Here is a 25,603-nt window from a genome sequence, read left to right on the forward strand (position 1 = left end):
CATAGTTGAATGTTTAATTGCAACATATGTGCCGAAAAACAGCTATTGAAATCCGCAGTTTTCGTCACGGTTTTTGCAAATTGCAAAAAACTCAATCAACTAATGTGTAAAATGCGAAAATGGCGGCACGGAACTGATCCGCACCGCCTGATTTCCGATAATTTATTCCGGATAACCACCACGAACACATTTGATGTTCTGATTGCCTGTTTTTGCGGTGGTTGCCACTGTTCCAGCGCTGATATTAAAATACCATGCCTTGTCCGTGTCCTCGGCGTCTGTCGTAGAAGTCCAATAAGCAACGGCGGCGTAATTAACGAATTCGCTGTTCAGCTCATTGGGATATTCGAAAAGCGATATCATCTCTTTTATATTCGGAAGCCGCCAGTCCGTCAGTCCGTTAAGAGTCTTGTTCTCGCAATAAGCCACTGCATTGCTCCATGTTGCAACCTGTGCGCTGGTGGTGTCGTCGTCCCACTGGAGCATAGTACCCTTCGCGTCCACTATTCTTGTATTATGGTCACGTTTATAAATCGGTGCTGTATACCCAGTTTGCGAATATCTAGAGCACTTTACGTTATTTAAGGGGAAAGGTAATGAATATGCATCATTAACATTTAAAAACATTCCGCTCCCCGTAACAACACTTGCGAAAAGTGTCCAGTATCTTCCCGAAACATCAAAATTCTGAAATATGCTGTTAACCGCAGGAGATCTGCTGTAGTCCATAATTGTACTAAAAGGCACAATATCGGGCAGGAACCAGTCGTCATAACCGCCCAGCACAAGATTGCTGCAATAGGAATTGGCATCAAAGATTGTAAAGTTATTAACCTCCGCATCATCCTGCCACATAATACCGTTCAGATTATCGGTAACGATACCTGTTGAGTCGTCTCTTGTGTAATCAGGTTCAAAACCTTTATCGTAATACTTATCGTCAAAGTCGAGATAGGAAACTGCCGCACCTGTTTTGGTGTATGCCCATTTAAGCACGTCTACAGTAAACGGACCGATGGTGGCAACTCCGCCCGTTCTGCCATCGGAAACCGTAACCATTATGTTCTCAAACGTTCCTGGCGCAGAACCGTAAAATGAAAGCTGACCAGTTGTGGAGTTAATCACCATGCCGGAAGGTTGATTCTGCAAGCTGAACGTGAGAGTATCCCCATCGGCATCGGAAGCTGTGAAGACAGATGTGAACGGCAGATAGAGGTTCCATCTATACCTCGGCATAGTGCCGCTTATTGTCGGCGCATGGTTCAAACCTGTTATACCGAACGATTCGAGGAAAGTCGTAGACTTCCCATCGGAAACATAGATGACTATGCCGTCATAAAGTATATTATCTGTCGGAGCACCTGAAAGCTCTCCCGTAGATGTATCAAAGGATGCCCAGTCGGGTTTGTTCAACACGCCGAATGTCAGTGTGTCGCCGTCGGCATCGTCTGCCGTCGGCGTGAAGCTGTAGGCTGTTTTGACATAAAGCGAAGCTGTCGGCGTTCCGGTTATGGTGGGTGCATGATTCGTACTCGCTATGGATATGCTGAATGAAGCCAGAGAAACAGTTTCTATTCCGTCTGAAACGCTTATCACTATGTCCGTGTATATGCCCGCTGTGGTCGTTCCCGAAAGCTCACCTGTTGTCTCGTCAAAGTTTGCCCAGCCGGGGCGGTTTGTGATGCTGTAGCTGAGGGTCTGACCGTCAAGGTCATATGCCGCAGGTTTAAAACTGTATGCACTGCCGAGGCTCGCAGATGTCTGGGGTGTGCCGCTAATCACAGGCGCACGGTTTGAAACCGTAATTGTAAAAGATGAAAGAGATGCTGATGTCTGACCGTCGGAAACGGAGATAACTATATTGCTGAACGTTCCAACTGCGGCAGTTCCTGAAAGCCTGCCCGTGGTCTGGTTAAAAACAGCCCACGAGGGTTTGTTCTGGATTGTGAAATTCAGGTCATCACCGTCCGCATCCGTTGCCGAAGGGGTGAAGTCGTACGTCTGGTTGACATACAGCCCCGTTGACGGCGTGCCGGATATTTTAGGTGCATTGTTTACAACAGATTCCACCGTTATGGTGAACGCAGTAAGGCTGGCTGTATCCGTTCCGTCCGTAACGCTTATGACAATGTTAGAAAACACTCCGGCAGTGGTTGTTCCTGTGAGCGCTCCGGTTGACGTATCAAAATCTGCCCATGACGGCTTGTTGGAAATTGAATATGTGAGCGTGTCCCCGTCTGCGTCCGCCGCCGAAGGGGTAAAGCTGTAGCTTGTACCTGCCGCTGCAGTGGTGGAAGGTGTGCCGTTTATCACAGGTGCCGTGTTGGTTTCATCGCCGCCGGGAGTTGTCTGGCAGACGTCGTTGCTTTTGGTTATCTCACATACCGCACCTACTCCGCCTATACCGCCGTCAGGGGCATAGCAGGTAATCTGATAACTTGCCAGAAACGCATTTGAAAACGACATGCCGAAGACTTTCCCAAGTTTCTGCGTAATTGCGGCAGTGAGTGCATCTCCGCTCCATGTACTGCCTGTTTTCATGTATAAGCTGCTGTCAGCTGTCAGACCGCTGAAAAGGAGTATTTTTGAACCGCCTGTGGATGAAAGAGTATCCGATATTTGAGATGATGTCGCGCAGACTGTTGACCAGCCTGTACCTGTGCGTTCAGACGTACCTAAAAAACTGCTGTTAAGATTCTCCGCATCTGCGGTAAATCCGGTCGGTGATCCGTCGCTCTGTTTCAGGGTCACGCCTAAGTTATACGATGTAGCTCTTTCTGAGCGGTATGATGTTTTTTTGCTTCGCGGAAACTGTGCAGACAATTCGGATGGTATGCCTATCATCATAACGTCGGCATACTCGCCGCTGCTGTCTGTTATATAGACCACAGACTTGCCGCCGCTTTCGCTGTATGTCAGTTCTATGCCGCTGACAGGCTGTCCGTCCCCGTTCAATATTGCTATCTCGTAGACGATGCCAAGCACAGCGCTGGTTACTGTAATTTTTCCTCTGCTGTCAGTCACGGCGGAAACATCTGCTCCGCTGTATGTCACCTCAGAGCTTAATTGATTATCTGATGATGAGCCGCCTCCGCACCCTGCCAACAGAAAAAGAGCTATCAAAACCGTAAGTATATTACGCAAAGGAACCTCCGAAATTTAAAAAGATAATTTTTTTAATTATCTCTTTAAAACGGAGAAAAAGAACCTACACGGAAGTGTGGGAAGTTTTAGCCTATGCCGTAGTCCTTCAGCTTGCGGTACACTGTCGAAGTATCCACACCCAGAATTTCTGCTGCCTTCTGGCGGTTACCTCCGGCTATGTCCAGAACCTTAAGGATATGACGCTTCATAACAGCGTCGAGACTCAGCGTATCCGCCTCTATGGGGCATCCGAGATTCAGGGATTCACACCCCAGAAGTTCTCCCTGTTCCAGTATCATGGCGCGTTCGATGATGTTCGACAGCTCCCTTATGTTGCCCGGATAGTCGTAGCTTTGCAGGCACTGCACAGCCGACTCCTCTATTCCTTTGATATGGGTGTTGATGTGTCTGTATTTTCCCATAAAGTGATGGGCAAGTGGCATGATGTCCTCGCGGCGTTCGCGAAGCGGTGGAAGTTCTATATTTATAACGTTAAGCCTGTAGAAAAGATCCTGTCTGAACTCTCCTTTCTCGGACATAACGGAAAGATCGCGGTTTGTGGCGGCAATAATGCGAACGTCTGCCTGTTCCTGAACGGGACATCCGACCGGATAAAAACTTTTAGTTTCCAGAAACCGCAGGAATTTCGGCTGGAGATCAAGTGGCATTTCGCCTATTTCGTCCAGAAAAAGAGAGCCGCCGTATGCCGACTGGATTATCCCTTTTCTGTCGCTGTCAGCACCTGTATAGGCTCCGCGTTTATGCCCGAAAAGCTCGCTCTCAAAAAGATGATGCTGTAAATTACAACAGTTTATTGCGGCAAAAGGTCTCTTGCTGCGTTCGCTGTTTTCGTGAATAAACCTCGCCAGAACCTCTTTGCCGGTTCCGGTTTCGCCTGTGATGAGGACGTTTGAATCGGTCTTTGCGACACGCGCCGCTGTGTTGAGCACTGCTTCCATCTTTGCGGAAACGCCGACTATACCGCTCTTTCTGGCGGCTGTATCGGCAAGCGCCTTAAGCGCCAGCTTCTCGTTCACGAGGTCAAGTTTATAGATAAGAAGTTCTGTATCCACAGGTTTCGGAATATAGTCGAAAGCGCCTGACTTTATAGCTTTCACCGATTCATCTATACTGCTCTGTCCTGTCATAAGTATAAGCACAGTCTCGGGGCTGACGGTTTTAAGCTTTTCCAGCACTTCAAAGCCCGTCATTTCAGGCATCCGTATATCAGACACAACAACGTCCGCACCGCTCTGGGCAACGTATTCAACAGCCATCTGCGGCGAAACGAACGACATCACCGTATAATTTTTTTCTATCACACGTTTCAGCGTGCGGTTAAGAACCGCATCGTCTTCAATCAGAACTACTTTCATCCCTTAACTCCAGTCTGATATTGAATTCTGTTCCTTCGCCCTCTTCGCTCTCAACGGTTATCTGCCCGCCGTGCTTCTTCACTATCTTATGTACCAGCGACAGCCCCAGCCCCATGCCCTTGTTCGGAGCTTTCGTGGTGTGGAACGGATCGAATATCCTGTCTATCTCGTTCTTCGGGATACCGCATCCGTTGTCGGAAACGGAAAGAAGGGCATACCCGTCCGAACGTTCCAGCTTAACGCGTATTCTGCCGTTATCACCAAGGGAATCCAGCCCGTTCTGAACCAGATTAAGCACCATCTGCTGTAAAAGCGTGGGGAAACCGGACACCACAACATCATCCAGATCGGTTTCGATAAGCGCATCGGTATTTATATATTTCAGTGTTTTTTCAATCACATCTTTCAAATGCACAGGCAAAGGCTCTGAATTTCCCTCTTTGTCCGGCGCAAGCTTTTTAAGGTTTTCTATTATGTCCACACATCTTTTCGCTTCATGCTCGATGGTGGCGAGATCCTCGTTATCGCCAGTCTCCTGTTTCAACAGTTTCGTCAGTATTATTATGGAGTTAAGAGGGGTGTTCAGTTCATGCGCTATGCCGCCCGCCATGACTCCAAGCGCCGAAAGACGGTTCATCAGCTCCATGCGCATCTGGGTGTTTTTCAGATCCTCTATATAAACCTTAAGGCTGTCCGCCATGGAGCGGATGCTCTTTGCTATCTCATCTATCTCACCTGTATATCTGCCGTCCAGCGGATAATCAAAATCACCGCAGCTGTAAGCAGTCACCGCCTTCTTTATCTCCGCAAAAGGACGCATGAAATATTTGCTGAAAACCGCCGCAGTAAGGATGCTCAGGATAATACAGAACAGCATTACACCTATGAATTCATGCCGCAAAGCTGTAAGCGACTGAAAGAAATAGTCTTTATACATAACAGTGCATATTTTCCATGCCTGCCGTTTATCCTCATACGGGTAATAGGTCGAATAGAACATAAAACCGTCTTTCAGCGGGATCATATTCTGCTCGCCGGAGAGAAGAGTTTTGAAATTCTCTTTACCGTAAACAGTATCGAAGAAATATTCAGTGCCGAACTGGTTTGCAAATTCGTATTTGTGATCAGGATGGAAGATGAAAACCCCGTTGCGTTCAGGCACTCTGCCGTTTATCTCCACGATGAATGAATAGCCTCTTTTCGTATCGAGCTGGCTGGCGGTCTCGCCCAGTTTCTTGCCCCATAGATTCACTATCAGATAGCCGATGACCTTGTCCCCCTCGAAGATGGGGAGCATACTGCGTATCATCGAAGGGCAGAAAGATACCGCATCGGGCAGGTGTCCGCGCTCGAAATCGGAAAACGTAGGTTCGTGTCTGGGCTTACGGCTCACGAGCTGGAAAAAATCTTTATCGCCTATGTAGATAGGCTTATAATCCGGCTTTGCCGACACAAGTTCGCCTTCACGCCAGAATACGACAATATTACCCTTAAGGTCTATGAGCCGCATCGCCTGTATGTCTGACATCTTTCCGGCATATATGGTGAACAGTTTTTCAATGGACTGCCTGTCTGTCTTCCCCTCGAAATACTCCTTAAGGGCGCTGTTCTCTGAAAGAGCAAGCATCAGATAACGTATACGGATGAGGAAATCGTCGATACCGTTCTTTTTAAGGCGGAGAATGATATCCGCCTGAGCGTTCATGTCTTCCGTGATCAGGCTTTTTGACTGTGCAAAGTAGATGCCCGTTGTGATGAGCAGAACGAGAGCCACAAGGGTACTGATGAAGAGTGCCAGACGTTTTATCATAAGGGGATATTACATTCTAAACAGAATTACCGCAAGTGGTCAGAAATCAGGCTGTTCCATGCGGGGACTTTTCGGGTTTCTGCCGTACTGATTGTCCTCTCTGCTGTCCTGACAGTAAAAAACAAGCAGCACTATAAAACCTATAACAGGCACAAGCATAATAAGCAGCCACCATGCGGAACGGTTAGTATCGTGCAGTCTGCGGATGCTGACGGCAAAGGCGGGAATAATCACTGCCAGAGAATAGAGTAAATCTATCAGGTCGGTATCTATAAAATAACCGATGAAAGATATCAGAGCCATGATCACCACGTTGAAAAGAGTGAACATCCAGTATTCGGTTCTTGTGGCTCTGCCTTTGAAATCAAGCCAGTCTCTCCACACCTTCAGATACCATTCCATGGAACCTCCAGAGATTTATGCGGGAAAATAAAAACCCACGGATTTTATGACCAGTTTCCCGATAAAAAGACATGAACCGAAAAGCACCAGATATATGCCTACATAAGCAGTTGTGTTGTCTTTGCTGAAATCAAAGAGGAACCTGTCTAATTTCGCTATTGAGTCTAAAGCGCAAAGCTCCGGTTCGTCCCCTCTGTTCAGCAGAGAAAGAGTACCGAGAACAATAATATAAACACCCATAACGATGTAATACGCCAGCCTCATTCTGGGTTCGTTCATAAAAAGTACGTCGCCAAGAAGAATGAAAACCAGAACGTGAACAAACTCAAAAACGGCTACAGTTGTAAAGGATATCATCGACCGTCCCCCTGCATCTATTGAAATTTCCACAGCATAATAAATACTGCCGACCAAAACACAGGTTAATAGAAAACGTCCTCACCGGAAAACCGGAGCGCCTCCCCCTGCTTCAATCGACTAATATCAAATAAATATTTGTTACCACATTTTAGCGCTGTGGCAAATGATTGTCAAAGCAATCACGCCCTCCGTAAAAATTAACGGAGAATTGACAACCCATCTCTGCAAAAGTCATAATTCCAAAATCTGCCAATATGTGAAAACCAGCCTTGTGTTTACAGATTTTAACAATAGCAGACCTTTTACCGCAACCTCCCAAAAATGGCAGGTATGCTATTTGATAGTAAATATCATTATCAAAAGACGATGTCAAACGATTCAATATGTTAGATAAAATTTTATGCGAATAATTGAAGCAAAAAAGCCTGCACAAAGGCAGGCTTTCGTGAATTTTTTCTGATTTGAAGACCGCAGAGGCAGGACAGAAATTAAGCTTTCTGAACTTTGCCCGCTTTCATGCATTTCGTGCAGACAGTTTTGCGCACGACTTCACCGTCCACAACGACTCTGATTTTATGTACATTGGGATAGAAAACCCTTCTTGTTACATTATGAGCGTGGCTGATCTGGTGACCAAACATGGGGCCTTTACCGCAGATTTCACATCTTCTGGCCATCGTACCTACCTCCTTGATTTCGAGAGCTTAAAATGTTAGCATAACTTCTGTATTCAAACAAGCATTATTTTGCATGTATTTTTACAAAGGAAGAACACAATGACAGAAGACAGGATTAAAATCCAGCTAAATTTTCAGAACGACCTATTTATTTATTCGGAAAGTCTCTATCCGCAGATTGAAAAGATTCAGAAGTTCAGCCACGGCGGGGAGTATGCAGCTTATGAAAGACTTTCCCCAAAGGACTTTTTCGACACAGACAGACCCTTTAACGTTGAGATAGGCATAGGAAACGGCGAATTTCTGAGTGAATATGCAAAAGCTAATCCCGACCAGAACTATCTCGGGTTTGAAGTTATGAAACGCATATTCAACCGAGCGGTTACAAAATCACGTCAGATAAAGAACAATAACATCAGGCTAATACATTTCGACGCAACTTTCATCGTATCCATTCTTGAGGATGGAAGCGTGGACAACTTCTATGTAAATTTTCCCGATCCGTGGCCCAAGAAAAAACATCTGAAACGCAGACTGCTCAAAACAGAGTTCATCGAACTGCTCACCAGAAAACTTAAAACAGGCGGCACTCTCTGCATGGCAACAGATCAGATAGATTACGCACAGGAGATCGCTGAGAATCTCAAGCCTGTTAAAGAATTAAAAAGCGTATATAATACTATGTATATTGACAGGCTGGACGACTACCTGCCGACAAAATATTACAGGAAGTTCGTCCCCGAGCTGGGGGTCAGCTTCTTCCGCCTTAAAAAAACCGACGGGAAGTGACATGAAAAGACTTTTCATATTTTTTGCCATGGTGTTGACATTCTCCTTTGCGCAGGCGAAAGAGGTGCTTGTCTGCGAAGTGAACGGTATAATCAGCGGATATACCCACAATTATCTGAAACAAGCACTTAAAAAGGCTACGGATGAGGACGCCGTTCTCCTTGTAAGACTTGACACACCAGGCGGACTTCTGGATTCCACCAGAAAAATTGTCCAGATGTTCCTTGAATCGGAAACCACTGTGATAGTGTTCGTCGCCCCGCAGGGAGCGCGGGCAGGTTCGGCAGGAACGTTTATAACACTTTCAGCAAACTATGCAGCAATGGCGGAGGGCAGCAACATAGGCGCCGCCCATCCTGTGGATATATCCGGCAAGGATATTCAGGGAGAAATGGCGCAAAAAATTGAAAACGACACCGTGGCGTTTATGAAATCCATAGCGGAAAAACGGGGCAGAAACGCGGAAGCGGCGGTTGAAACCGTGGCAAACTCCGTAAGCTACACATCAAAAGAAGCACTTGAAAAAGGACTCATAGACGGTATCGCAAATACTGACGCCGAAGTTGTAAAGCTTGCGGCGGTGAAACTGGGCTTTGAGGCTGGCGGTATAACTGCGCTCAACCCTTCGGCAATGCAAAAGACGGCATTCTTTCTGAGCGACCCCAATATACTGATACTTCTCCTGTTTGTGGGAATAGCGGCAATATTTCTTGAATTCAAAATGCCCGGCACATTCATTTTTGCCGGCATAGGCATAGCCGCGCTGGTGCTGTTTCTGGCGGGAATAAACATAATCCCCGTTAATTCTCTCGCCCTTCTGCTGATACTGGCGGGATTCGGTCTGCTGATCGCAGAGATTTTCGTCCCCAGCTTCGGGCTTCTGACACTGGCTGCTGTGGTATGTATGGGGTTCGGAATGTATCTTATGTTCTCAAGGGAGGGCAACATGGGTATTGGAGTCTCCTTCTGGCTCATCTTCGGCGTTATCGGAACAATAGCCGCAGTTTTCATTTTTTTGGGGAGGCTTTTGATTAAAGACTTCAGAAAAAAGACAGTTACCGGTAAAGAGGGGATGAAAGGAGAAACAGGAATAATAACCGATTGGGAGAACGGCAAGGGTCATATTTTTATCCATGGTGAACTTTGGAGGGCTAAAAGTTCGTTTAATTTCAATAAAAACGATTCCGCAACGGTGACAGCTGTCGAGGGGATGGTTCTGATACTGGAGGCTAGTAATAATGAGTGATACAATGAAAGAAATTATGGAATTTCCGACTATTTTTACCTTTAAGGCGATGGGGGAAAATACTGAAATTTTTAGAAACGATATAAAAAATATCTTTGTCAGACACGAGTCTGCATTAATAACAGAAAAAGCAAGTACAAAAGGCACTTACACATCAATATCCATCACTGTGGAAGTTGAGAGTTTCGATGAACTGCAAAATATATATACAAAAATAAAGGAAACAAACGGCTTAAAATTCCATTTATAGCAGAATCTTACGATATTATTTTATTTTACCTGGCCGGTCTTTTTATGTTTGCAAAAGTTAACTAATGTGCTAAATTATGTCCAGGTTTTGCAAAAACTGTTCATTATTTTGTGGGGTTATACATGTTTATGCAAATATACAAATCATTGGAAAAATCATTTTTTAACACGCTTGCCAGAAAATTGCTCGGAAATATCCTGTTCGTGACATCCATTCAGGCGATAGCCATCTTTTCTTTCATGAGGTATAAGAACAACATAATAGAAAAGATAACCCTGATGGATATGGAACCCGCTCTGAAGCAGCAGATTCTTGATGCCTGCTCCCACGGGTTCGGCACCGCCCTGTTTCTTATGGTGCTCACGATCGTTGCGCTATTCTTCATACTCGGTTTTTTTTATATTCTGATAGTTCATCCTATAAGAAGAATGGCACAGCTTTTCAAAGAAATGGGCATGGGGGGTAACGATCTTTCGACGGACATGCCTCTTCTGACATACGACGAAATGCGCGATCTTGCGGAAGGCTACAACCTTTTCATGATGAAACTGCGCAAACTCATTCTTAAGATAAGAATGATAAGCATCAGCATCGGCGTTGAATCTGCACAGGTGGTTCACAACACCGACAGAACCTTTGTCGAAGTTAACAACCAGACGGAGCTTTCCGAAAGGATATACGAAGTAAGCTCACGCTCCACGGATGCCGTTGAAACCGTACGCGGTCACTCATCCAGCATCAGCCAGGCAGCAGAGGACAACATCGCCAAGGCAGTAAGCTCCAAAAATGAGATGGAAGCGCTGACCTGCAACATGGACGCCATAAGCGGTATGCTGGGCGAGTTCCAGCAGACGGTTGGCAACCTTACGAAAAACTCTGAAACCATCAGGGAGATAGTCTCGCTCATCGAAGATATCTCCGACCAGACAAACCTGCTGGCACTTAATGCCGCCATCGAAGCGGCGAGAGCAGGAGAAGCAGGACGCGGTTTCGCAGTTGTTGCCGACGAGGTGAGAAAGCTTGCCGAAAGGGTCAAATCCGCTACCGAAGAAATATCGTCCAACATCAACCAGATGATCGGCGAAGTCCGCCATACCTCCGACCAGACCAACAAAATTAACCAGTACATAAACGAAACAAAGAGTGTTGTGGACAAAACGTCCTCTAACTTCGCGACAATGGTACAGGATTTTGAACAGACAGGTCACGGTATTCAGGAGATAACCGCTTCTCTGGACAGCTTCACCGACAACAACGTGGAGATCCACACCAACATAACCGCTATCAAAGATGCAGCTTATCTTGTTGACCACATGATGCACGAATCCCATAAGAATACTCTGACGCTGAACTCCCACATCGAGGACATTCAGGATAACGTCGCTAAATTTAAGATAGGTATGGGCGAGATGGAAAAGATACTCCACCTCGGCGAAACATACAAAGCTAAGTTTGAAGCAATTCTTAAGGAGCTTGCCGACAAGAGCGTCGACATCTTCGACAGGCAGTACAAACAAATTCCCAATGTTTTCCCTGCGAAATATACCACCAAGTACGACAACAAAGTGGAATCTCTGTTTCAGCCCCTTTATGACAAAGTGCTTACGGAACAATCAGGAATCATCTTCGCACTGTGTGTTGACGTGAACGGCTATGCGCCCACTCACAACAGGAAATATTCTGCTAAACCCACAGGCAACAAGGAAGCGGACACAGCACACAGCAGAGATAAACGCATATTCAACGACCACACAGGTCTTCGCGCTGCCCAGAGCACCCAGTCGTTCCTTATCCAGACATACTCCAGAGACACCGGAGAGGTCATAAACGACATAAGCATGCCGATAATAGTCAACGGCAAACACTGGGGCGCATTCAGAATAGGCTTCGATCCAAGAGCCATCATCGAATCAGCAAAGAAAGTATTAAGCGAACAAGCTTAGTACAAAAGCAGATAAACAGAAAATCCCCCGCTATAAACGGGGGATTTTTTTGTGTTATTGAAAGATAAAATCAGATCGCGTTGTCGCTTCGCTCCTCGCGAAGACAGAAAAAGCACTAGTGATGGTCAGATGCGAACAATTACAGGTCAGGCGCAAGCTATGCGAGCAAGTTTAAACTGACGCCGCAAAGCGCAGTGCATCACCTGTAATTATATGAAGAGGAGCATAAGAACAACAAGTATAAGCGCAATAATAACATTAGTAAGGAATTTGATAGCCTGATCTTTCTCAAACCTGTTCATGAACGTGTTGTTCTTCTTATATTCCGCTTTTATCCTGCCGAGTTCCTGACGAAATTCGTCCCGCTCCCTGAAAAGCGTGCGGATGAAAGGAGCAAGCTCTATCTCCGCGCATTTGTCCTTTTTCGGGTTTATGCGCAGAAGCTCCGCTTTTTCCATATTCAGAAGACCTTTGTTGTTATTTTCATCGTCAAAGCTGAATGTGAAGCCGAATTTCTCCATGAATGAGAAAAAAGCGCCTCTGTCGTCGTCTTCGCGTTTCGAATCGAAATAGAAGAAGACCGGCTCAACTGCGAAATCAGGGAAACTGCCTTTCAGAAGTCCCGAAAGTTCGTTCATGGCATAGGTGCCAAGACCATACCCTCTGTATGTCGGTGCAAGTCTGAATTTATTGATATGAGGGAATCTTATTGTACGCGTAAGCAGGTCGGCAACAGCCGAAAGTCTGTTGTCTTTTTTAAATTCATTCTCCAGTCCGCTCATGATCTCCGAAGGCTGTTCGTTTTCGGGCAGATTTTCCGCCTCGCCCTCGGGGCTCGTTTTTGCGATGGGTACGAATGTGATGCTGTATGTGACCTCTGTGTTTGTGCGCACCACCTCAAGGGTATAGAGCATATACCCCATAGTGATCTTTCTGGTCTCCGTGATTTTGTTGACCAGCTTAAGAAGTCTGATATCGCTGTTTTTTTCTTTCGCCATCATCCACCTATGGGAAGTTTAAAGAGACTCTTGAGGCTCCCGAAAAAGCTGTTGTGAAACTCTATGCGCACAAGCATTTTTCTCGCTTTTTCATTTTTCATGATGCTGGGAATGATGGAGGAGAAAGAGTTAAGCTGCTGCATATAGATCATCTGCGGCAGCCTGTTGGTGCTGACGCCCGCCTCAATGAGGTCGGAAACGAATCTTTTCAGCACAGCTTTAAAAATATCCACGGTCTCCTTCTGTTCCTCCGCCAGCAGGATAAGATACTTTTTATCTGTGAATCTCTTTTTAATATCCTGATCTATTATCAGGCGCTTCGTGTGGGATACAAATCCCCAGCGCGACCTGTCTGTAGCCAGACAGAGCATGTAATTATAAAAACAAACGTAATACTGAACAAAATAATTTTCAAGGGGTTCGGCCAGATTTTCTGCGTCCGCGGGCGCAGTTTCAGACTGACGAACCTCGAAGCTGACCATCTTAAACATCTTATTAGTGAATTCGGTAAGGCTGAAAGTCAGCTCACCTTCATTAATCTGGTCTGCCGTAATATCCCATTCCATTCATAACTCCTGAAATAACCTAAAATACCATATAAAGTATAATCATTATCGGAACAAGGACAATATAACTCAATCACTCATTTTAGAAAAGGTTTTTAAATACTATAATTTCCTCATAATTTTCCGCTAAATTTTTGCGCGCGGTTTTCGATTTATATTGTATATCAGGAAATTTCCACATAGGTGTAAAATATGTTTAGCCTTGTGCTCAATAAGATGTCAGACTATATAAATACACATAAAAGCCATGACGAAAACGGTTTGGATTTTGTTTTTGCGGAGAGTGACGGCGTGCAGAAAGAAGATATAAAAAACATCGAAGAACACATGTCTGTGAACACCAGAGTTTCGGTCGCAATAAAAAAATGCGAACTATCAGGGTGTGTACGACTCCCGCGTGGAAGACTTTGACGACAATAATATTTATATCTCACAGCCCTCATCGGAAGGAGTACCCGTTCCGATGGTGCCGGGAACCATAGCCCACATTGAATTTGTAAACAACAAGGGACGTTTCCGGTTTGAGACAACAGTGACAGGAAGAACGTCACAGGGCAGGGTTACTCTGGTTGCGATCGAAAAACCCAAAACATTGGTAAGAAACCAGCTCCGCGAGTTTTACAGGGTTGAAACGCGCATCAAAGGAAAAGTGAAAATATTCTACTCCGCAGTTCCCGATAAGAACATGAAGATACCCCACAAAAGCATAGACTGTATGGTGATGGATGTTTCAGGCGGCGGAGGAAAGCTCATAACATCCTCGTGGATAGAGAACAAGCAGTCGTTTCTTCTGGACATGTCCGAAGCCATACCGGAACTGGACAACGCTCCATGCACGGCAATACGCGTTAAGAGGATTCAGGAGCGCACTGAGGTAAGCTTCCGTTTTGACTTCACGAAGGAATCCGACAGAAATCTTATCATAAAGTACGTTTTCAGAAGACAGATAGAACTGAAACAGACTTTAGGATAAGAGATTTATCCTTAATTAACAAAAACTTGCATTATTATTTAAATGTATTTCTTGCAAACATTACAAGAGCGCGGTATTTTATAGCAAAATTCTGAGGTGAAAAGGTTGATAGCTAAAGAGGGATTTCCTTTTGTTCTTGGCGCGCTTGCTGTTTTTCTTGTACTGGTGATATTTCCGGTCAAACTGATAATATTTATAGTGGGGCTTTTCTGTGCCTTCTGCATATGGTTCTTCCGCGATCCGGAGCGCAGCATACCGCCGTTTAAAGACGTTCTGGTTTCCCCTGCCGACGGCAAGGTCATCGAGGTGTTCCAGTCCGAACACAACGGACAAACCGTCACAAAAATAAGTATATTCATGAACGTGTTCAATGTGCACGTTAACCGTATGCCCATCACCGGAAAGATCCTTTCCGTTAAACATATCGATGGCAAGTTCCTCCCCGCGGACAGACCCGACGCATCATATGAAAACGAACAGAACGTAATCGAAATAGAGAGCGAATACGGTAATATTACCGTAAAGCAGATAGCAGGGCTCATCGCCCGCAGAACGGTCTGCTATGCCAAAGAGGGCGAAACACTGCCCATCGGCGACAGGCTCGGTATCATCAAATTCTCTTCACGCCTTGAAGTGTTCGTTCCGAAAGGATTTGACATTTCACTTAAAAACGGCGATATTGTCAAAGCAGGCGAGTCAGTTCTCGCCAAATATACAGGTGCATAATCAATGAACAGTGCTGTTCAGAACAAAAATTATGTTCTGCCGAACCTCGTGACCATCATGGGGCTTTTCTGTGGTTTTTACTCTATCATCGCTTCCCTGAAAGGACAGTATACCCTTGCGGCCAGTGCAACCCTTGTTGCATTCGTTTTTGACGGTATTGACGGAAAGATAGCGAGATTAATGAACGCCACAAGCGATTTCGGTATTCAGCTCGACTCACTGAGCGATCTTGTTTCGTTCGGCGTTGCGCCGGCAATCCTTGTCTATAAATGGGCGCTTGAACCCTACGGCAGACTTGGCTGGATGGCGGCGTTCCTTTTCATTGCCTGCGGGGCGCTGCGTCTTGCACGTTTCAACGTAATGACCAAAAAAATAGACCCCAGATACTTCATCGGACTGCCTATTCCTGCTGCTGCGGGTGTGGTTGCGTCCAGTGTCCTTTTCGTAAAAGAATATATCGGCAACCCCGAAGATATAACACTCCCCGTCTGGTTCACATTCACAATATACATCCTTGCTTTCCTGATGGTCAGCAACGTTAAATATTACAGCGGGAAGTCACTGTTTCAGCAGAAATCATACAATGTACTTGTTATGTTCGTTCTGGCTATCTTCGTTATCGGGCTTATCCCCGAGCTATCTCTATTCGTTCTATCTGTCGGCTATGCGTTCAGCGGACTGCTGCTATTCGCTTATAAACGGCTAAGACACCCTGCGGGGAACTCTGAGGAACCTTTCGGAACGGAAGTGTGATTTCACATCTATGTTAAACCGAAGCCTCAGCCCTAACGGGTTGGGGCTTTTTTTTTCGATTTTGTGAGGAAGGAGGAAACAGCGATGCTATCAGGACTAAAAAATAAATAGAAACCTAAAGAAATAAACACTAAAAATAAGGAGAAGGAACAATGTCAAAAAGAAAGATCATAGTATTCGACACAACACTGAGAGACGGAGAACAGGCACCCGGTTTCTCCATGAACACGGAAGAAAAGATTCAGATGGCAATTCAGCTTGAAAAAATGGGCGTGGATGTTATGGAAGCAGGCTTCCCCATCTCTTCACCCGGCGACTTTGAAGCTGTCAGCCGCGTTGCCGCCGTTATAAAGAACTGCGGTGTGGCTGGTCTCTGCCGCGCAAACAAAAAAGACATCGAAGTGGGCTGGGACGCTCTGAAAGGCGCTGTCCGCCCCCGCATCCATACATTCATAGCAACAAGCGACATCCACCTTCAGTACAAACTGAAAAAGAGCAGAGAAGAAGCTCTCCAGATAGCCGTGGACGCAGTTAAATTCGCCAGAAACCTTTGCGGAGACGTTGAATTCAGCGCAGAGGACGCAACAAGAAGCGATCTGGATTACCTGTGCCGCGTTGTTGAAGCTGTAATCGCGGCCGGCGCAAGCACTGTTAACATCCCCGACACTGTAGGGTATACTGTACCTATGGAGTTTGACAAAATAATCAGCACCATCATGAACAAGGTTCCCAACGTGGACAAGGCGCGCATAAGCGTACACTGCCACAACGACCTCGGTCTGGGCGCTGCAAACTCTCTGGCAGCCATAAAGGCGGGCGCAACACAGGTTGAATGTACCGTCAACGGTATCGGCGAGCGGGCAGGCAACACATCTCTGGAAGAAGTCGTCATGGCTATGACAGTCAGAAAGGACATCTTTGACGATGTTGAGTTCGGGCTGAACACAAAAGAGATTTACCGCTCAAGCAAAATGCTGACAGCCATCACAGGCGTACACGTTCAGCCCAACAAAGCCATCGTAGGCAAGAACGCGTTCGCACATGAAGCCGGAATCCATCAGGACGGCGTGCTGAAAAACAGAATAACTTACGAAATAATGACCCCCGAAAGTGTGGGATACCCCGAAAACAGCCTTGTTCTGGGTAAGCACTCCGGTCGTCACGCTTTCGTACAGAGACTGCAGGCTCTCGGTTTAGAAATAGCGGAAGAAGCTATGCAGACAGCATTTGACACTTTCAAGATTTTAGCCGATAAGAAGAAAGAGGTCTTTGATGAAGACATCGAGAACATAGTTCTCAACCAGTCTGCCCAGACAACTAAACACTTTGATCTGGACAGGGTGAACATGTTCAGCGGCAACACAGCGATCCCCACAGCAACCGTAAGACTTAAAACGGCAACAAACGAATTCATTACTGATGCATCAATCGGCGACGGTCCCGTTGACGCTGTTATGAAAGCCATTGAAAGGATCGCCGGTATCCCCGGCAGACTGAAAAGCTACAACATCAAAGCCCTTACCGAAGGAAAGGATGCTCAGGGTGAAGTTACCATAGCGGCTGAGTTTGAAAAATGCGGTTACTCCATCAAAGGACGGGGAACTGACACGGATGTAGTTGTTGCAAGTGCAAAAGCATATCTTGACGCACTTAACAAATACATAACCAGAAAAGAGTCAAAACTCGCCCCAAGGTTACCCGAAGGGATATAAAATGCTTGATAAATACAAATAAAAGCATATAATAATATCACCCAAGTAAAAAAGTTTCAATTTATGGTGAATTAATGAAACTAAAAGTCAAGATTCTATTATATGTTGCCATTACGGTTTTTGCCGGAATGACCGTGCTGTTTACGATTAACTTCTTCATGCTTAAAAGCAATATGTTCAAGGACGAGGTTGCAAAGGCAAGAAGTTTCGTACTGGCGGCGGAGGGTGTCAGAGAGTTCATGGGGCTTGCTTCGGCAGCCGACGTTTACAAAACCGATGAACTCAAAGACGATATCAACAGGCTTTTACTGACGGTTCCCATAGTTGGCTCCATGAAGGCTATGGAACTGAAATCGGAAGAAGCGGGGCTGAAATTTAAAGTCCCGAAAATCTCACCGAGAAATCCCGTCAACGAACCTGACGATATAGACCTTATCGCCCTTAAGGAACTTGACAAGATGGACAGCGGTTCAGGCGTAAGCCCTGAATATGTCTATCACGACAAAGAAAACCACCAGTTAAGATATTACAAGGCCATCAGGCTTACGGAAGTTTGTTTAAAATGCCACGGAGACCCTGCGACATCGCAGGCTCTCTGGGGCAATTCCAACGGTCTCGACCCCACCGGCGTTAAAATGGAAAACTGGAAAGCAGGAGAACTCCACGGAGCTTTCGAGGTTTATCTCCCCACAGAACCGGTTTATGCCGCAATATACAGAAACCTCACCGTATCGTTCCTTGTTTTTCTTCCGGTTACGATTGTAATTTTAATAATACTTTACCTCATCAACTCCAGATATATATTTAACAGATTACAGGAAGTGGGTTCTGCACTCACGAAGATAGCGGCAGGCGACTTCACCGTACGCATGAAGGTTTCAAACGATGACGAGGTCGGCGATCTTGAAAAAGCTACCAATAAAATGACTGCTGACGTTAACAACGCACTCATGGTGGTGACAGATTCAATAGCCTCCATAGCGTCAACATCAGCGGAACTCTCAAGCAACGCGGAAACCATAGCCAGAGGAGCAATCGAACAGTCCGAACAGGTTGCAGCCACAGCATCCGCCGTTGAAGAGGTAAGCTCGACCGTTGTCGAAGTTGCCCACAACGCGGCGAACGTTTCAAAAAGTGCCGAAGAGGCAAGTAATTCAGTTTCAAAAGGTCACTCGCTTGTGCAGGAGACCAGAAACATGATGGAACAGATAGCCCAGACAGTTTCTGAATCCGCTGTCACTGTGCGCAAACTCGGTGAAAACAGCGAACAGATCGGTCAGATAATTCAGGTTATCGACGACATCGCAGACCAGACAAACCTTCTGGCGCTCAACGCAGCCATTGAAGCGGCAAGAGCCGGAGAACACGGACGCGGTTTCGCAGTTGTTGCCGACGAAGTACGCAAACTTGCAGAAAAAACTGTGAAGGCTACTCAGGAAATAGCCGACATGATCCAAACCATTCAGGCGGATACGGGCGGCGCGGTTGCAGGAATGCACGAAGGCGTTCAGCAGGTGGAAAGCGGTACCAAAAAAGCGGAAGAAGCAAAAGAAGCTCTCGATGTCATTATGAAAAACGTGGACAACGTATCCAACGAGGTCACCATGATCGCCCGTGCAACGGACGAACAGGCTTCGGCGACGGAAATGATGGCACGAAGCATAGAGAATATCTCACACGTTACAGGTGAGAACTCCAACGCTTCACAGGAAACAGCAAGAGCCGTTGAACAGCTCAGCCAGTTGGCTTCGGAACTTCAGGGACTCATCCACAGGTTCAAAACAACGAAATAAATTCTTTGAGGCGGAAATCTTCGGGTTTCCGCCTTTTTCTTGCTTTCTATCTCATTTTCAAATATACTTATCCGCACTTTTTCGGTTATAGTTCTTTTTCCAATAATCAAATGAACAAAATTTAAATGATATATCGGAGGATTTTCAGATGTCAGGACATAGCAAGTGGGCAAACATAAAGCACCGCAAAGCGGCTCAGGATGCCAAGAAAGGTAAGGCTTTCACAAAAGTTGCAAAAGAGATAGTTGTTGCAGTTAAGGAGGGCGGTGCAGATCCGGATATGAACTCGCGTCTGCGTCTGGCGCTTGACAAAGCTAAAGAATGTAACCTCCCCAAAGACAACATTGACCGCGCCATAAAAAAAGGTTCCGGCGAAGGCAACGAAAACACGTTTGAAGAGATCACATACGAAGGCTACGGACCAGGCGGCGTCGCCATCCTTATCAAAGCGCTCACCGACAACAGAAACCGTACCGTTGCAGAAGTGCGCAGCACAATGAACAAAAAAGGCGGGAACATGGGCGAGGCAGGATGCGTCGCATGGATGTTCGAGTCTAAAGGCATAATAGAGATACCCAAGGATAAAGCGGACGAGGAGACACTCCTTGAGCTTGCTCTGGAACTTGGCGCAGAGGATGTTAAAGACGAAGGCGACGTTTTTCAGGTTGTTACAGAAGTCGGCACATACTTCTCCGTGAAAACCGCTCTCGAAGAACAAAAATATGAAATAAACTACTCCGAAGTCACTATGAAGCCGAAGAACACCATCACAATCGGCGAAGACGACCTCAGAAAACTTTTCAATATAACCGACGCACTGGAAGACCTTGACGACGTTCAGGAAGTATTCTCCAACTTCGACGCTGACGAGGCAACAATGGCGGCTATGGAAGAATAATGCCTGAAATAGTAATGGGGGTTGACCCGGGGCTTAACTGCACAGGCATCGGCATAGTTCAGGTCTGGCCCGGCAAGGTCGAATATGTTGCCCACAGAGTTGTCAGAACCGACGCAAAGGAGACACTGCCCCAAAGGCTGGCTGTCATATGCGCCGGAGTCCGCGACGCTGTGGACGAGTTCAAACCCTCATATTCTGCCGTTGAGGACGTGTTTTATTCAGTAAACGTTAAAAGCGCCATGCTTCTGGGACAGACGCGCGGCGCGATAATCGCCACCCTGCTTTCAAGCGGACTGGAAGTGCGCGAGTTTACCGCATTACAGATAAAAAAGGCGGTTGTCGGCTATGGAAAAGCTGATAAATCTCAGGTTAAACACATGGTCGAGATACTTTTGGGACGTAAGATAGGCAACGTGCCTATGGACGCAACGGACGCCCTCGCCTGCGGTATCTGTCTCGGTCTCAATCTTACGGGGAGGTTAGTATCATGATATACAGCGTGAAAGGCATACTTGTTGAAAAACTCCCTACTACTGCGGTTATAGACACGGGAACAGTGGCGTTTGAAATATCCATCTCCGCCGCAACCTACCGCACTCTGCCCCAGACAGGCGAGAAGGCGGGACTTTACACCCATTTCGTAATGCGCGAGGATGCGGTCGCCCTTTACGGGTTCGCCACCATCGAAGAGAAAAAACTCTTCCTCCTGCTGAACACTATTTCAAAGATAGGTCCGAAGATAGCTCTTGGCATACTGTCAGCCATGGAAGCCAAAAAATTCATGAATGCAGTGGTGCAGAACGATATAACACTCATTGCCACCATCCCAGGAATAGGCAGAAAATCAGCGGAAAGGATAATAGTTGAGCTTAAGGATAAGTTCGGTCAGCTTGCCATACAGCCGGAAGGCTCACAGGCGGCGGGCGGCACCGAAGATCTGGTCAGTGCGCTGACAAACCTCGGCTATTCGGTCAACGACTGCCGCAAGGCTGTTACGAAGGTGTATAAGACCGATGCGGCGTTCGACGAACTCTTCCGCCTCGCCCTGAAAGAGCTTTCACAGTAAAACACAGACTGCCGCGTCATTCCATTCCTCGCAGTGACATCTGTTCGTCTTCGCGAGGGCTTTATGCCCGAAGCTGCCTGAATCTCAATACAGCATCAAAAACTTGCTAAATGCACGTCTTTTGCAGTGTATTTCGGCACAAAATGATCCCCTTCGGCATCGCGATAGTAAGCAACGTCGCCCGTACAGTCCGTCAGCACAACGTTCTCGACGGGATACCCGAAAGCGACTATCCAGAGCAGATTATATCTTTCACCAACACCCAGAAGAGCGTTTATCTCTTTTTTCATACAGTTTCCTATCATACAGCTCCCAACACCTTTTGCCATGGCGTAAAGGCACATATTCTGCATAGCTATGCCCGAATCCACCTGCGGCATCGCCACTGAGGGCGCTTCGGTATCTGCATACACAGCAACGTATGCAACGGGACGTTCCGCCTCTACAGGTCCATCCCAGTCTTTAAGCCTGCCCGCCCAGCGAAGTTCAGGATAAATCTTTGAACACATCTCCTCGCTGCTGATGGTGACATATCTCAAAGGCTGTGCATTTGCTCCGCTCTGAGAAAGTCTCGCCGCGTCCACAAGCCCCGACATAAACTCTGCGTCGAGCTTGCGCGAATTATTAAAGCGCCTGTAAGACCTTGTCTTCTTTATTAAATCCAGCATTTCTGCCTCCTCTGAAATTGTTATAAAATATACTAATCTGCAAAACGGACAAAATAAATAGAAAATACCTGTTGACTTTTGCCTCTTATTGATATTAAGTATCAATATCATTAACTGCCAAACGAGGAGATATTTATGAAAGTCTGTATAATAGGTGGTCTGCAAAGAAGAGAGAATGAATATCTTACAGCATGTAAAGAGATAGGAGTAAAAGCGAAAGTGTTCAACGAAATGAGCAACTCTTTTGAGAACAGCATCAAATGCACAAACTGCGTGGTCTTTCTCACTACTCTTTCCAGTCACAACATGATAAATAAAGCGAAAAACATCTGCCGCAGACACGATATCCCGTTCATCTGCATAGACAGAACAAGCCCCGAATCCGTAAGCTGCGCCATAAAAGAAGCAATGGGATGCAAAGACAACTGTAAAGGATGCCTATTCCACGCCGAATCCAAGAGAGCAAACTGATGAGCAACGGGGAGAACAGGCTCTTTTCACACCTTCTTTATGAATACAAAAAGGGCATACGCCGCCTGGTGCTTTACACAGCGCGGATTGAAGAGGCGGACGTATGCCGTATTAAACTGAAAAAAAGCAATATAAGCTGGCACGAAACCCCCGCAAAAGAGGGACGTATAAACTTCTTTTTCGGCGACTGCCCGTGCATCAGCATAATAAAAAGCTTTGGCGATAAGCCGCTTAACGGATTCGACGAAAAAGAGGATTTCATATTGGGAGTTCTGCTCGGATACGACGTTACAAAACAGTGTGAGCGTTACCTCGGCAACGTAGAGAAGCAGTATTGCGCCGCCTGCTGCAGTTAACCGGAAACGTCGCCTATTATTATGGTTGCCGGGTGGTCATACTCGCCCGTTGCCAGCACTTCGCCAAGAGAGGCGAGTGTCGTTATGCACAATTTTTCATCGGCTGATTCCAGTCTGCTTCCGATAACTGTCTGAGTGTTGCCGCTCATTCCGTATTTCATGAGCTGTTCGGCTATATAGCCGCCGTTTTTCACACCCATATAAACAACAATGGTAAGCCCAAGCTCTGCGAGTGCCTTAAAGCTGTAAGGACAGTCACCGTTCTTCGAGTGACCTGTGATGAACACACAGCCGGATACTTTGCGCCTGTCGGTGAGTGCTTTTGATATCTTCGCCGCCAGAGTGGATGCTGATGTCACGCCTGGAATTATCCTCGCGGACGCTCCGCAGGATTCGGCTGTTTCAGTTTCCTCAAGCGAACGGGCAAATAGTGTGCTGTCTCCGCCTTTCAGCCTTACAACCCGTTTGTGCCGTTTCAGATGTTCGCAAATTGCGCCGTTTATGTCTTCCTGCCTGATGCAGTGCTTGTTATAAGGGTCTTTGCCGACGCTGACGCGCTCGGCAGTTTCAGGTATCATGTCCAGAACGGCAGGATGCAGAAGTCTGTCATAAAGAACGCTGTCTGCACTTTTAAGAGCCTCAACACCTTCCAGTGTGATGGATTTAGCTCCCAGCCCCGCTCCGATTATAATAAGTTCTCTTTTCATTTACGTCTCTTTTTTAAACGCCGGAGTGTGAGGGCACTCCGGCGCAATGTCTGCAAAACAGGCTGTTATTTCAGCTTTATATCTGCTTCAGCAGCAGCTTTCAGCATATTGTCCACAATTATCCTTCTGACTTCCGGGTTTTCCCCCAGACCTTCCAGAACAGGTGTGACTTTTATTCCCGCTTTAACAAAAACGGTTTTCCATGAATCCTCTTCATCTCCAGCCATATCGTTGTTGGCATGGTCGCCCGCAACGATCATAAGCGGTTTCAGGGTTATCTTTTTAACCTTGTCAGCTTTCAGTTTACCGACCACTTCATCCAGATCAGGATGCCCTTCTACAGTTCCCACATATATTTTAGTTTTGGGATACGTTTTGTTCAGAAGTTTTTCCAGTTCGTAATATATCCCTGTTGAAAGGTGTTCGTTGCCGTGTCCCATGTAAACCAGAGCAGATGAGGATGCCGCCGCAAGGTCAACGTCTTTTTCAAGGGCTTTTGCAAAGGTCTCAAGCTCTTCATGATAATCATAGTTTCCTGTAATAGGGTTGCCGGTCGCAAGTTTATTGAAGGGCTTCCATTTGTCTTTCAGCGTTTTTATGCTGTCCAGACCATCAACATAGGCTTTGAGGTCACTGAATTCCTCTCCTGATGTCAGATATGTCGGCTGAACCACTATATTGCGATATCCGGCGTTCTGAAGATCCGCCATTGTACCCAGAACGTTTTTGACTTCATAAAGATACGCAGGCACGTTCTTATGCTCCGCTTTGTAAGCGGCGTCATTTTGTCTTTCGTGCCAGACTTTTCTGATGATATTTGATGTGAACGCCATGCGGACGGGAACATCTTTTCCCACCGCGGCTCTGATATCCTGTTCAATTTTAAGAAGTGAATCCAGTGTGGATTCGTAAGTGGTTCCGAATGCGGCTATAACAACCGCGCTTTTCTCTTTTGCTTTCTCTTTTTCCATATTCATCTCCGCTGCAAAGGCACCCGAAACAGCCAGCAGGAGTACGACTACGGACGTGATAAATTTACGCATCAGCGCCTCCATGAAAAATATTAAACTGTACAGGGTGTTCTTGAACGTGGAACGGGGTTCCTCTATCCTCGTAAAGTTCATAGGCAAAGAAGGTGTTCTGGCTCACCGTCATTCTAATCCCCCTGCCTTCCCGCGCCAACCGGCGCAGTGACAATAAATCGGGGTTTCGTCAGGTTTACAGCTGCGGGACAGCACCGGATTTAAACCGGTTTCCCTTTTTCTGCCTGCACCCTTGTCAGACTGCAGAATGATTTTGAACGATAAATCAGAAGTTGTCAAGCAGACATAGAAAAACCCCTCCGAAGGGGTATTACGGAGGGGATTTCAAATGGAAACAAGATAGGAGTTGAATTCAGGGATAATAGGCTTAAAAAGCCGGATCCGGAGTACCTGCAATTACACCGGAATATTATCTTAAATAAAGACTACCACAGATATCTTAAAAAAATCTTAAACAAATAGCTTGCGTACACTATATTCTTTTGTTACTAGTGTTATATGAATGAAAATAAACAGACGGAAACCAAATTTTTAAGCAGAAGTGCAAAACTATCCACTATTGCCGGTCAATTGAATACAAAAAATATTTTTCTTCTGACAGCGGGCGAAGGGGCTGGAAAAACCAGCTTTGCGCTCGATATAGGAAAGAATTTTTTCGACAGGACAATATATTACCAGATAACCCAAAAAGACAAAACGCCTGCAAACCTTTGTCAGAATATTTACAGAACCATTCAGGCAGCGCTTCCGGGATTTGTCTCAGAAGACATAAAACAGGCGGAAATGTTCGGCATAGCCCCTCTGGAAACCGGAAACCTGCTCTCTTCACTCATGCGCGAATACAAAAAAAGACCCGCACGAAAACACTCGTAATTC

At 46.2% G+C, this 25,603-nt stretch carries 25 protein-coding genes, 1 pseudogene and 1 riboswitch; of the genes and pseudogenes, 15 read left to right on the plus strand and 11 right to left on the minus strand.

The annotated features are described in order from the left end of the window. Positions 1 to 162 precede the first annotated feature (162 nt). The 6 genes from LRY47_RS00470 to rpmB all read right to left on the minus strand — a co-directional run bounded on the left by LRY47_RS00470 (position 163) and on the right by rpmB (position 7,769). Positions 163 to 3,144 (minus strand): putative Ig domain-containing protein, encoded by a 2,982-nt coding sequence (locus LRY47_RS00470; protein WP_295221372.1) that lies wholly within the window; start codon positions 3,142 to 3,144, stop codon positions 163 to 165. Between the two features lie 86 nt (positions 3,145 to 3,230). Continuing rightward, positions 3,231 to 4,520 carry a sigma-54 dependent transcriptional regulator gene (locus LRY47_RS00475; protein WP_295221375.1) on the minus strand — a complete coding sequence of 430 codons (1,290 nt, stop codon included), beginning with the start codon at positions 4,518 to 4,520 and terminating at the stop codon, positions 3,231 to 3,233. After that, positions 4,501 to 6,330, minus strand: a complete 1,830-nt coding sequence (locus tag LRY47_RS00480; protein WP_295221377.1) for a sensor histidine kinase — start codon at positions 6,328 to 6,330, stop codon at positions 4,501 to 4,503. The genes LRY47_RS00475 and LRY47_RS00480 overlap by 20 nt, the downstream gene beginning before the upstream one ends. A 39-nt stretch (positions 6,331 to 6,369) precedes the next feature. After that, the gene (locus LRY47_RS00485; RefSeq protein ID WP_295221380.1) at positions 6,370 to 6,732 is read right to left on the minus strand and encodes a DUF805 domain-containing protein; all 363 of its coding nucleotides are present in this window, start codon (positions 6,730 to 6,732) and stop codon (positions 6,370 to 6,372) included. Between the two features lie 15 nt (positions 6,733 to 6,747). Beyond that, complete coding sequence (locus LRY47_RS00490) at positions 6,748 to 7,089, minus strand: hypothetical protein (RefSeq protein ID WP_295221382.1); 342 nt, start codon at positions 7,087 to 7,089, stop codon at positions 6,748 to 6,750. A 491-nt stretch (positions 7,090 to 7,580) separates the two neighbouring features. After that, entirely contained in the window at positions 7,581 to 7,769 is a 189-nt protein-coding gene (gene rpmB, locus LRY47_RS00495; protein ID WP_295221384.1) for a 50S ribosomal protein L28, read from the minus strand. Between the two features lie 99 nt (positions 7,770 to 7,868). On the opposite strand from rpmB, the gene trmB reads away from it, so the two are divergent. From trmB to LRY47_RS00515, 4 genes are all read left to right on the plus strand, one after another. Next, a complete protein-coding gene (gene trmB / locus LRY47_RS00500) occupies positions 7,869 to 8,558 on the plus strand; it encodes a tRNA (guanosine(46)-N7)-methyltransferase TrmB (RefSeq protein ID WP_295221387.1) in 690 nt (229 codons plus the stop codon). 1 nt (position 8,559) lies between these two features. Next, entirely contained in the window at positions 8,560 to 9,804 is a 1,245-nt protein-coding gene (locus LRY47_RS00505; RefSeq protein ID WP_295221390.1) for a nodulation protein NfeD, read from the plus strand. Then, a complete protein-coding gene (locus LRY47_RS00510; RefSeq protein ID WP_295221392.1) occupies positions 9,797 to 10,054 on the plus strand; it encodes a DUF493 domain-containing protein in 258 nt (85 codons plus the stop codon). The genes LRY47_RS00505 and LRY47_RS00510 overlap by 8 nt, the downstream gene beginning before the upstream one ends. Positions 10,055 to 10,176: 122 nt before the next feature. Next, positions 10,177 to 11,997, plus strand: a complete 1,821-nt coding sequence (locus LRY47_RS00515) for a methyl-accepting chemotaxis protein (protein WP_295221395.1) — start codon at positions 10,177 to 10,179, stop codon at positions 11,995 to 11,997. A gap of 209 nt (positions 11,998 to 12,206) precedes the next feature. On the opposite strand, the gene LRY47_RS00520 is transcribed toward LRY47_RS00515, so the two are convergent. Both LRY47_RS00520 and LRY47_RS00525 read right to left on the minus strand, forming a co-directional pair. Continuing rightward, complete coding sequence (locus tag LRY47_RS00520; protein ID WP_295221398.1) at positions 12,207 to 12,995, minus strand: hypothetical protein; 789 nt, start codon at positions 12,993 to 12,995, stop codon at positions 12,207 to 12,209. Further along, positions 12,995 to 13,561, minus strand: coding sequence for a hypothetical protein (locus LRY47_RS00525; RefSeq protein ID WP_295221401.1), 567 nt, complete (start codon positions 13,559 to 13,561; stop codon positions 12,995 to 12,997). Before LRY47_RS00525 ends, LRY47_RS00520 begins: the two co-directional genes overlap by 1 nt. A gap of 376 nt (positions 13,562 to 13,937) precedes the next feature. On the opposite strand from LRY47_RS00525, the pseudogene LRY47_RS14135 reads away from it, so the two are divergent. The 8 genes and pseudogenes from LRY47_RS14135 to ruvA all read left to right on the plus strand — a co-directional run. Beyond that, positions 13,938 to 14,534, plus strand: a pseudogene (locus LRY47_RS14135) (flagellar brake protein); the annotation flags it as partial. A gap of 96 nt (positions 14,535 to 14,630) precedes the next feature. Then, positions 14,631 to 15,260: a phosphatidylserine decarboxylase family protein gene (locus tag LRY47_RS00540; RefSeq protein ID WP_295221403.1), complete on the plus strand. Its 630-nt coding sequence runs from the start codon at positions 14,631 to 14,633 to the stop codon at positions 15,258 to 15,260. Positions 15,261 to 15,263: 3 nt separating this feature from the next. Beyond that, positions 15,264 to 16,013: a CDP-diacylglycerol--serine O-phosphatidyltransferase gene (gene pssA / locus LRY47_RS00545; protein ID WP_295221405.1), complete on the plus strand. Its 750-nt coding sequence runs from the start codon at positions 15,264 to 15,266 to the stop codon at positions 16,011 to 16,013. A gap of 152 nt (positions 16,014 to 16,165) precedes the next feature. Continuing rightward, complete coding sequence (locus LRY47_RS00550) at positions 16,166 to 17,725, plus strand: 2-isopropylmalate synthase (protein ID WP_295221407.1); 1,560 nt, start codon at positions 16,166 to 16,168, stop codon at positions 17,723 to 17,725. Between the two features lie 74 nt (positions 17,726 to 17,799). After that, a complete protein-coding gene (locus LRY47_RS00555; RefSeq protein WP_295221408.1) occupies positions 17,800 to 19,518 on the plus strand; it encodes a methyl-accepting chemotaxis protein in 1,719 nt (572 codons plus the stop codon). A gap of 148 nt (positions 19,519 to 19,666) precedes the next feature. Beyond that, positions 19,667 to 20,416 (plus strand): YebC/PmpR family DNA-binding transcriptional regulator, encoded by a 750-nt coding sequence (locus tag LRY47_RS00560; RefSeq protein ID WP_295221410.1) that lies wholly within the window; start codon positions 19,667 to 19,669, stop codon positions 20,414 to 20,416. After that, on the plus strand, positions 20,416 to 20,907 hold the full coding sequence (gene ruvC, locus LRY47_RS00565; protein WP_295221413.1) for a crossover junction endodeoxyribonuclease RuvC: 492 nt from the start codon (positions 20,416 to 20,418) through the stop codon (positions 20,905 to 20,907). Before LRY47_RS00560 ends, ruvC begins: the two co-directional genes overlap by 1 nt. Continuing rightward, positions 20,904 to 21,482: a Holliday junction branch migration protein RuvA gene (gene ruvA / locus LRY47_RS00570; RefSeq protein WP_295221415.1), complete on the plus strand. Its 579-nt coding sequence runs from the start codon at positions 20,904 to 20,906 to the stop codon at positions 21,480 to 21,482. Before ruvC ends, ruvA begins: the two co-directional genes overlap by 4 nt. Positions 21,483 to 21,577: 95 nt before the next feature. Here the strand turns inward: ruvA and LRY47_RS00575 are convergent, their stop codons facing one another. Beyond that, positions 21,578 to 22,150 (minus strand): nitroreductase family protein, encoded by a 573-nt coding sequence (locus LRY47_RS00575; RefSeq protein WP_295221417.1) that lies wholly within the window; start codon positions 22,148 to 22,150, stop codon positions 21,578 to 21,580. A 135-nt stretch (positions 22,151 to 22,285) separates the two neighbouring features. On the opposite strand from LRY47_RS00575, the gene LRY47_RS00580 reads away from it, so the two are divergent. Together LRY47_RS00580 and LRY47_RS00585 are read left to right on the plus strand one after the other, a co-directional pair. Further along, on the plus strand, positions 22,286 to 22,621 hold the full coding sequence (locus LRY47_RS00580) for a DUF2325 domain-containing protein (RefSeq protein ID WP_295221419.1): 336 nt from the start codon (positions 22,286 to 22,288) through the stop codon (positions 22,619 to 22,621). Continuing rightward, positions 22,621 to 22,977, plus strand: coding sequence for a DUF2023 family protein (locus LRY47_RS00585; RefSeq protein ID WP_295221422.1), 357 nt, complete (start codon positions 22,621 to 22,623; stop codon positions 22,975 to 22,977). Before LRY47_RS00580 ends, LRY47_RS00585 begins: the two co-directional genes overlap by 1 nt. Here the strand turns inward: LRY47_RS00585 and cobA are convergent. Beyond that, the gene (gene cobA / locus LRY47_RS00590; protein ID WP_295221425.1) at positions 22,974 to 23,684 is read right to left on the minus strand and encodes a uroporphyrinogen-III C-methyltransferase; all 711 of its coding nucleotides are present in this window, start codon (positions 23,682 to 23,684) and stop codon (positions 22,974 to 22,976) included. The genes LRY47_RS00585 and cobA overlap by 4 nt on opposite strands. A 65-nt stretch (positions 23,685 to 23,749) precedes the next feature. Further along, positions 23,750 to 24,727, minus strand: coding sequence for a sirohydrochlorin cobaltochelatase (locus LRY47_RS00595; RefSeq protein ID WP_295221426.1), 978 nt, complete (start codon positions 24,725 to 24,727; stop codon positions 23,750 to 23,752). 69 nt (positions 24,728 to 24,796) lie between these two features. Beyond that, positions 24,797 to 24,977, minus strand: a riboswitch (cobalamin riboswitch). Between the two features lie 248 nt (positions 24,978 to 25,225). Between LRY47_RS00595 and LRY47_RS00600 the strand changes: the two genes are divergently transcribed. After that, complete coding sequence (locus tag LRY47_RS00600; protein WP_295221428.1) at positions 25,226 to 25,600, plus strand: hypothetical protein; 375 nt, start codon at positions 25,226 to 25,228, stop codon at positions 25,598 to 25,600. Positions 25,601 to 25,603: the final 3 nt, after the last annotated feature.

This window comes from Seleniivibrio sp., from assembly GCF_021209385.1.
Lineage (GTDB): Bacteria > Chrysiogenota > Deferribacteres > Deferribacterales > Geovibrionaceae > Seleniivibrio.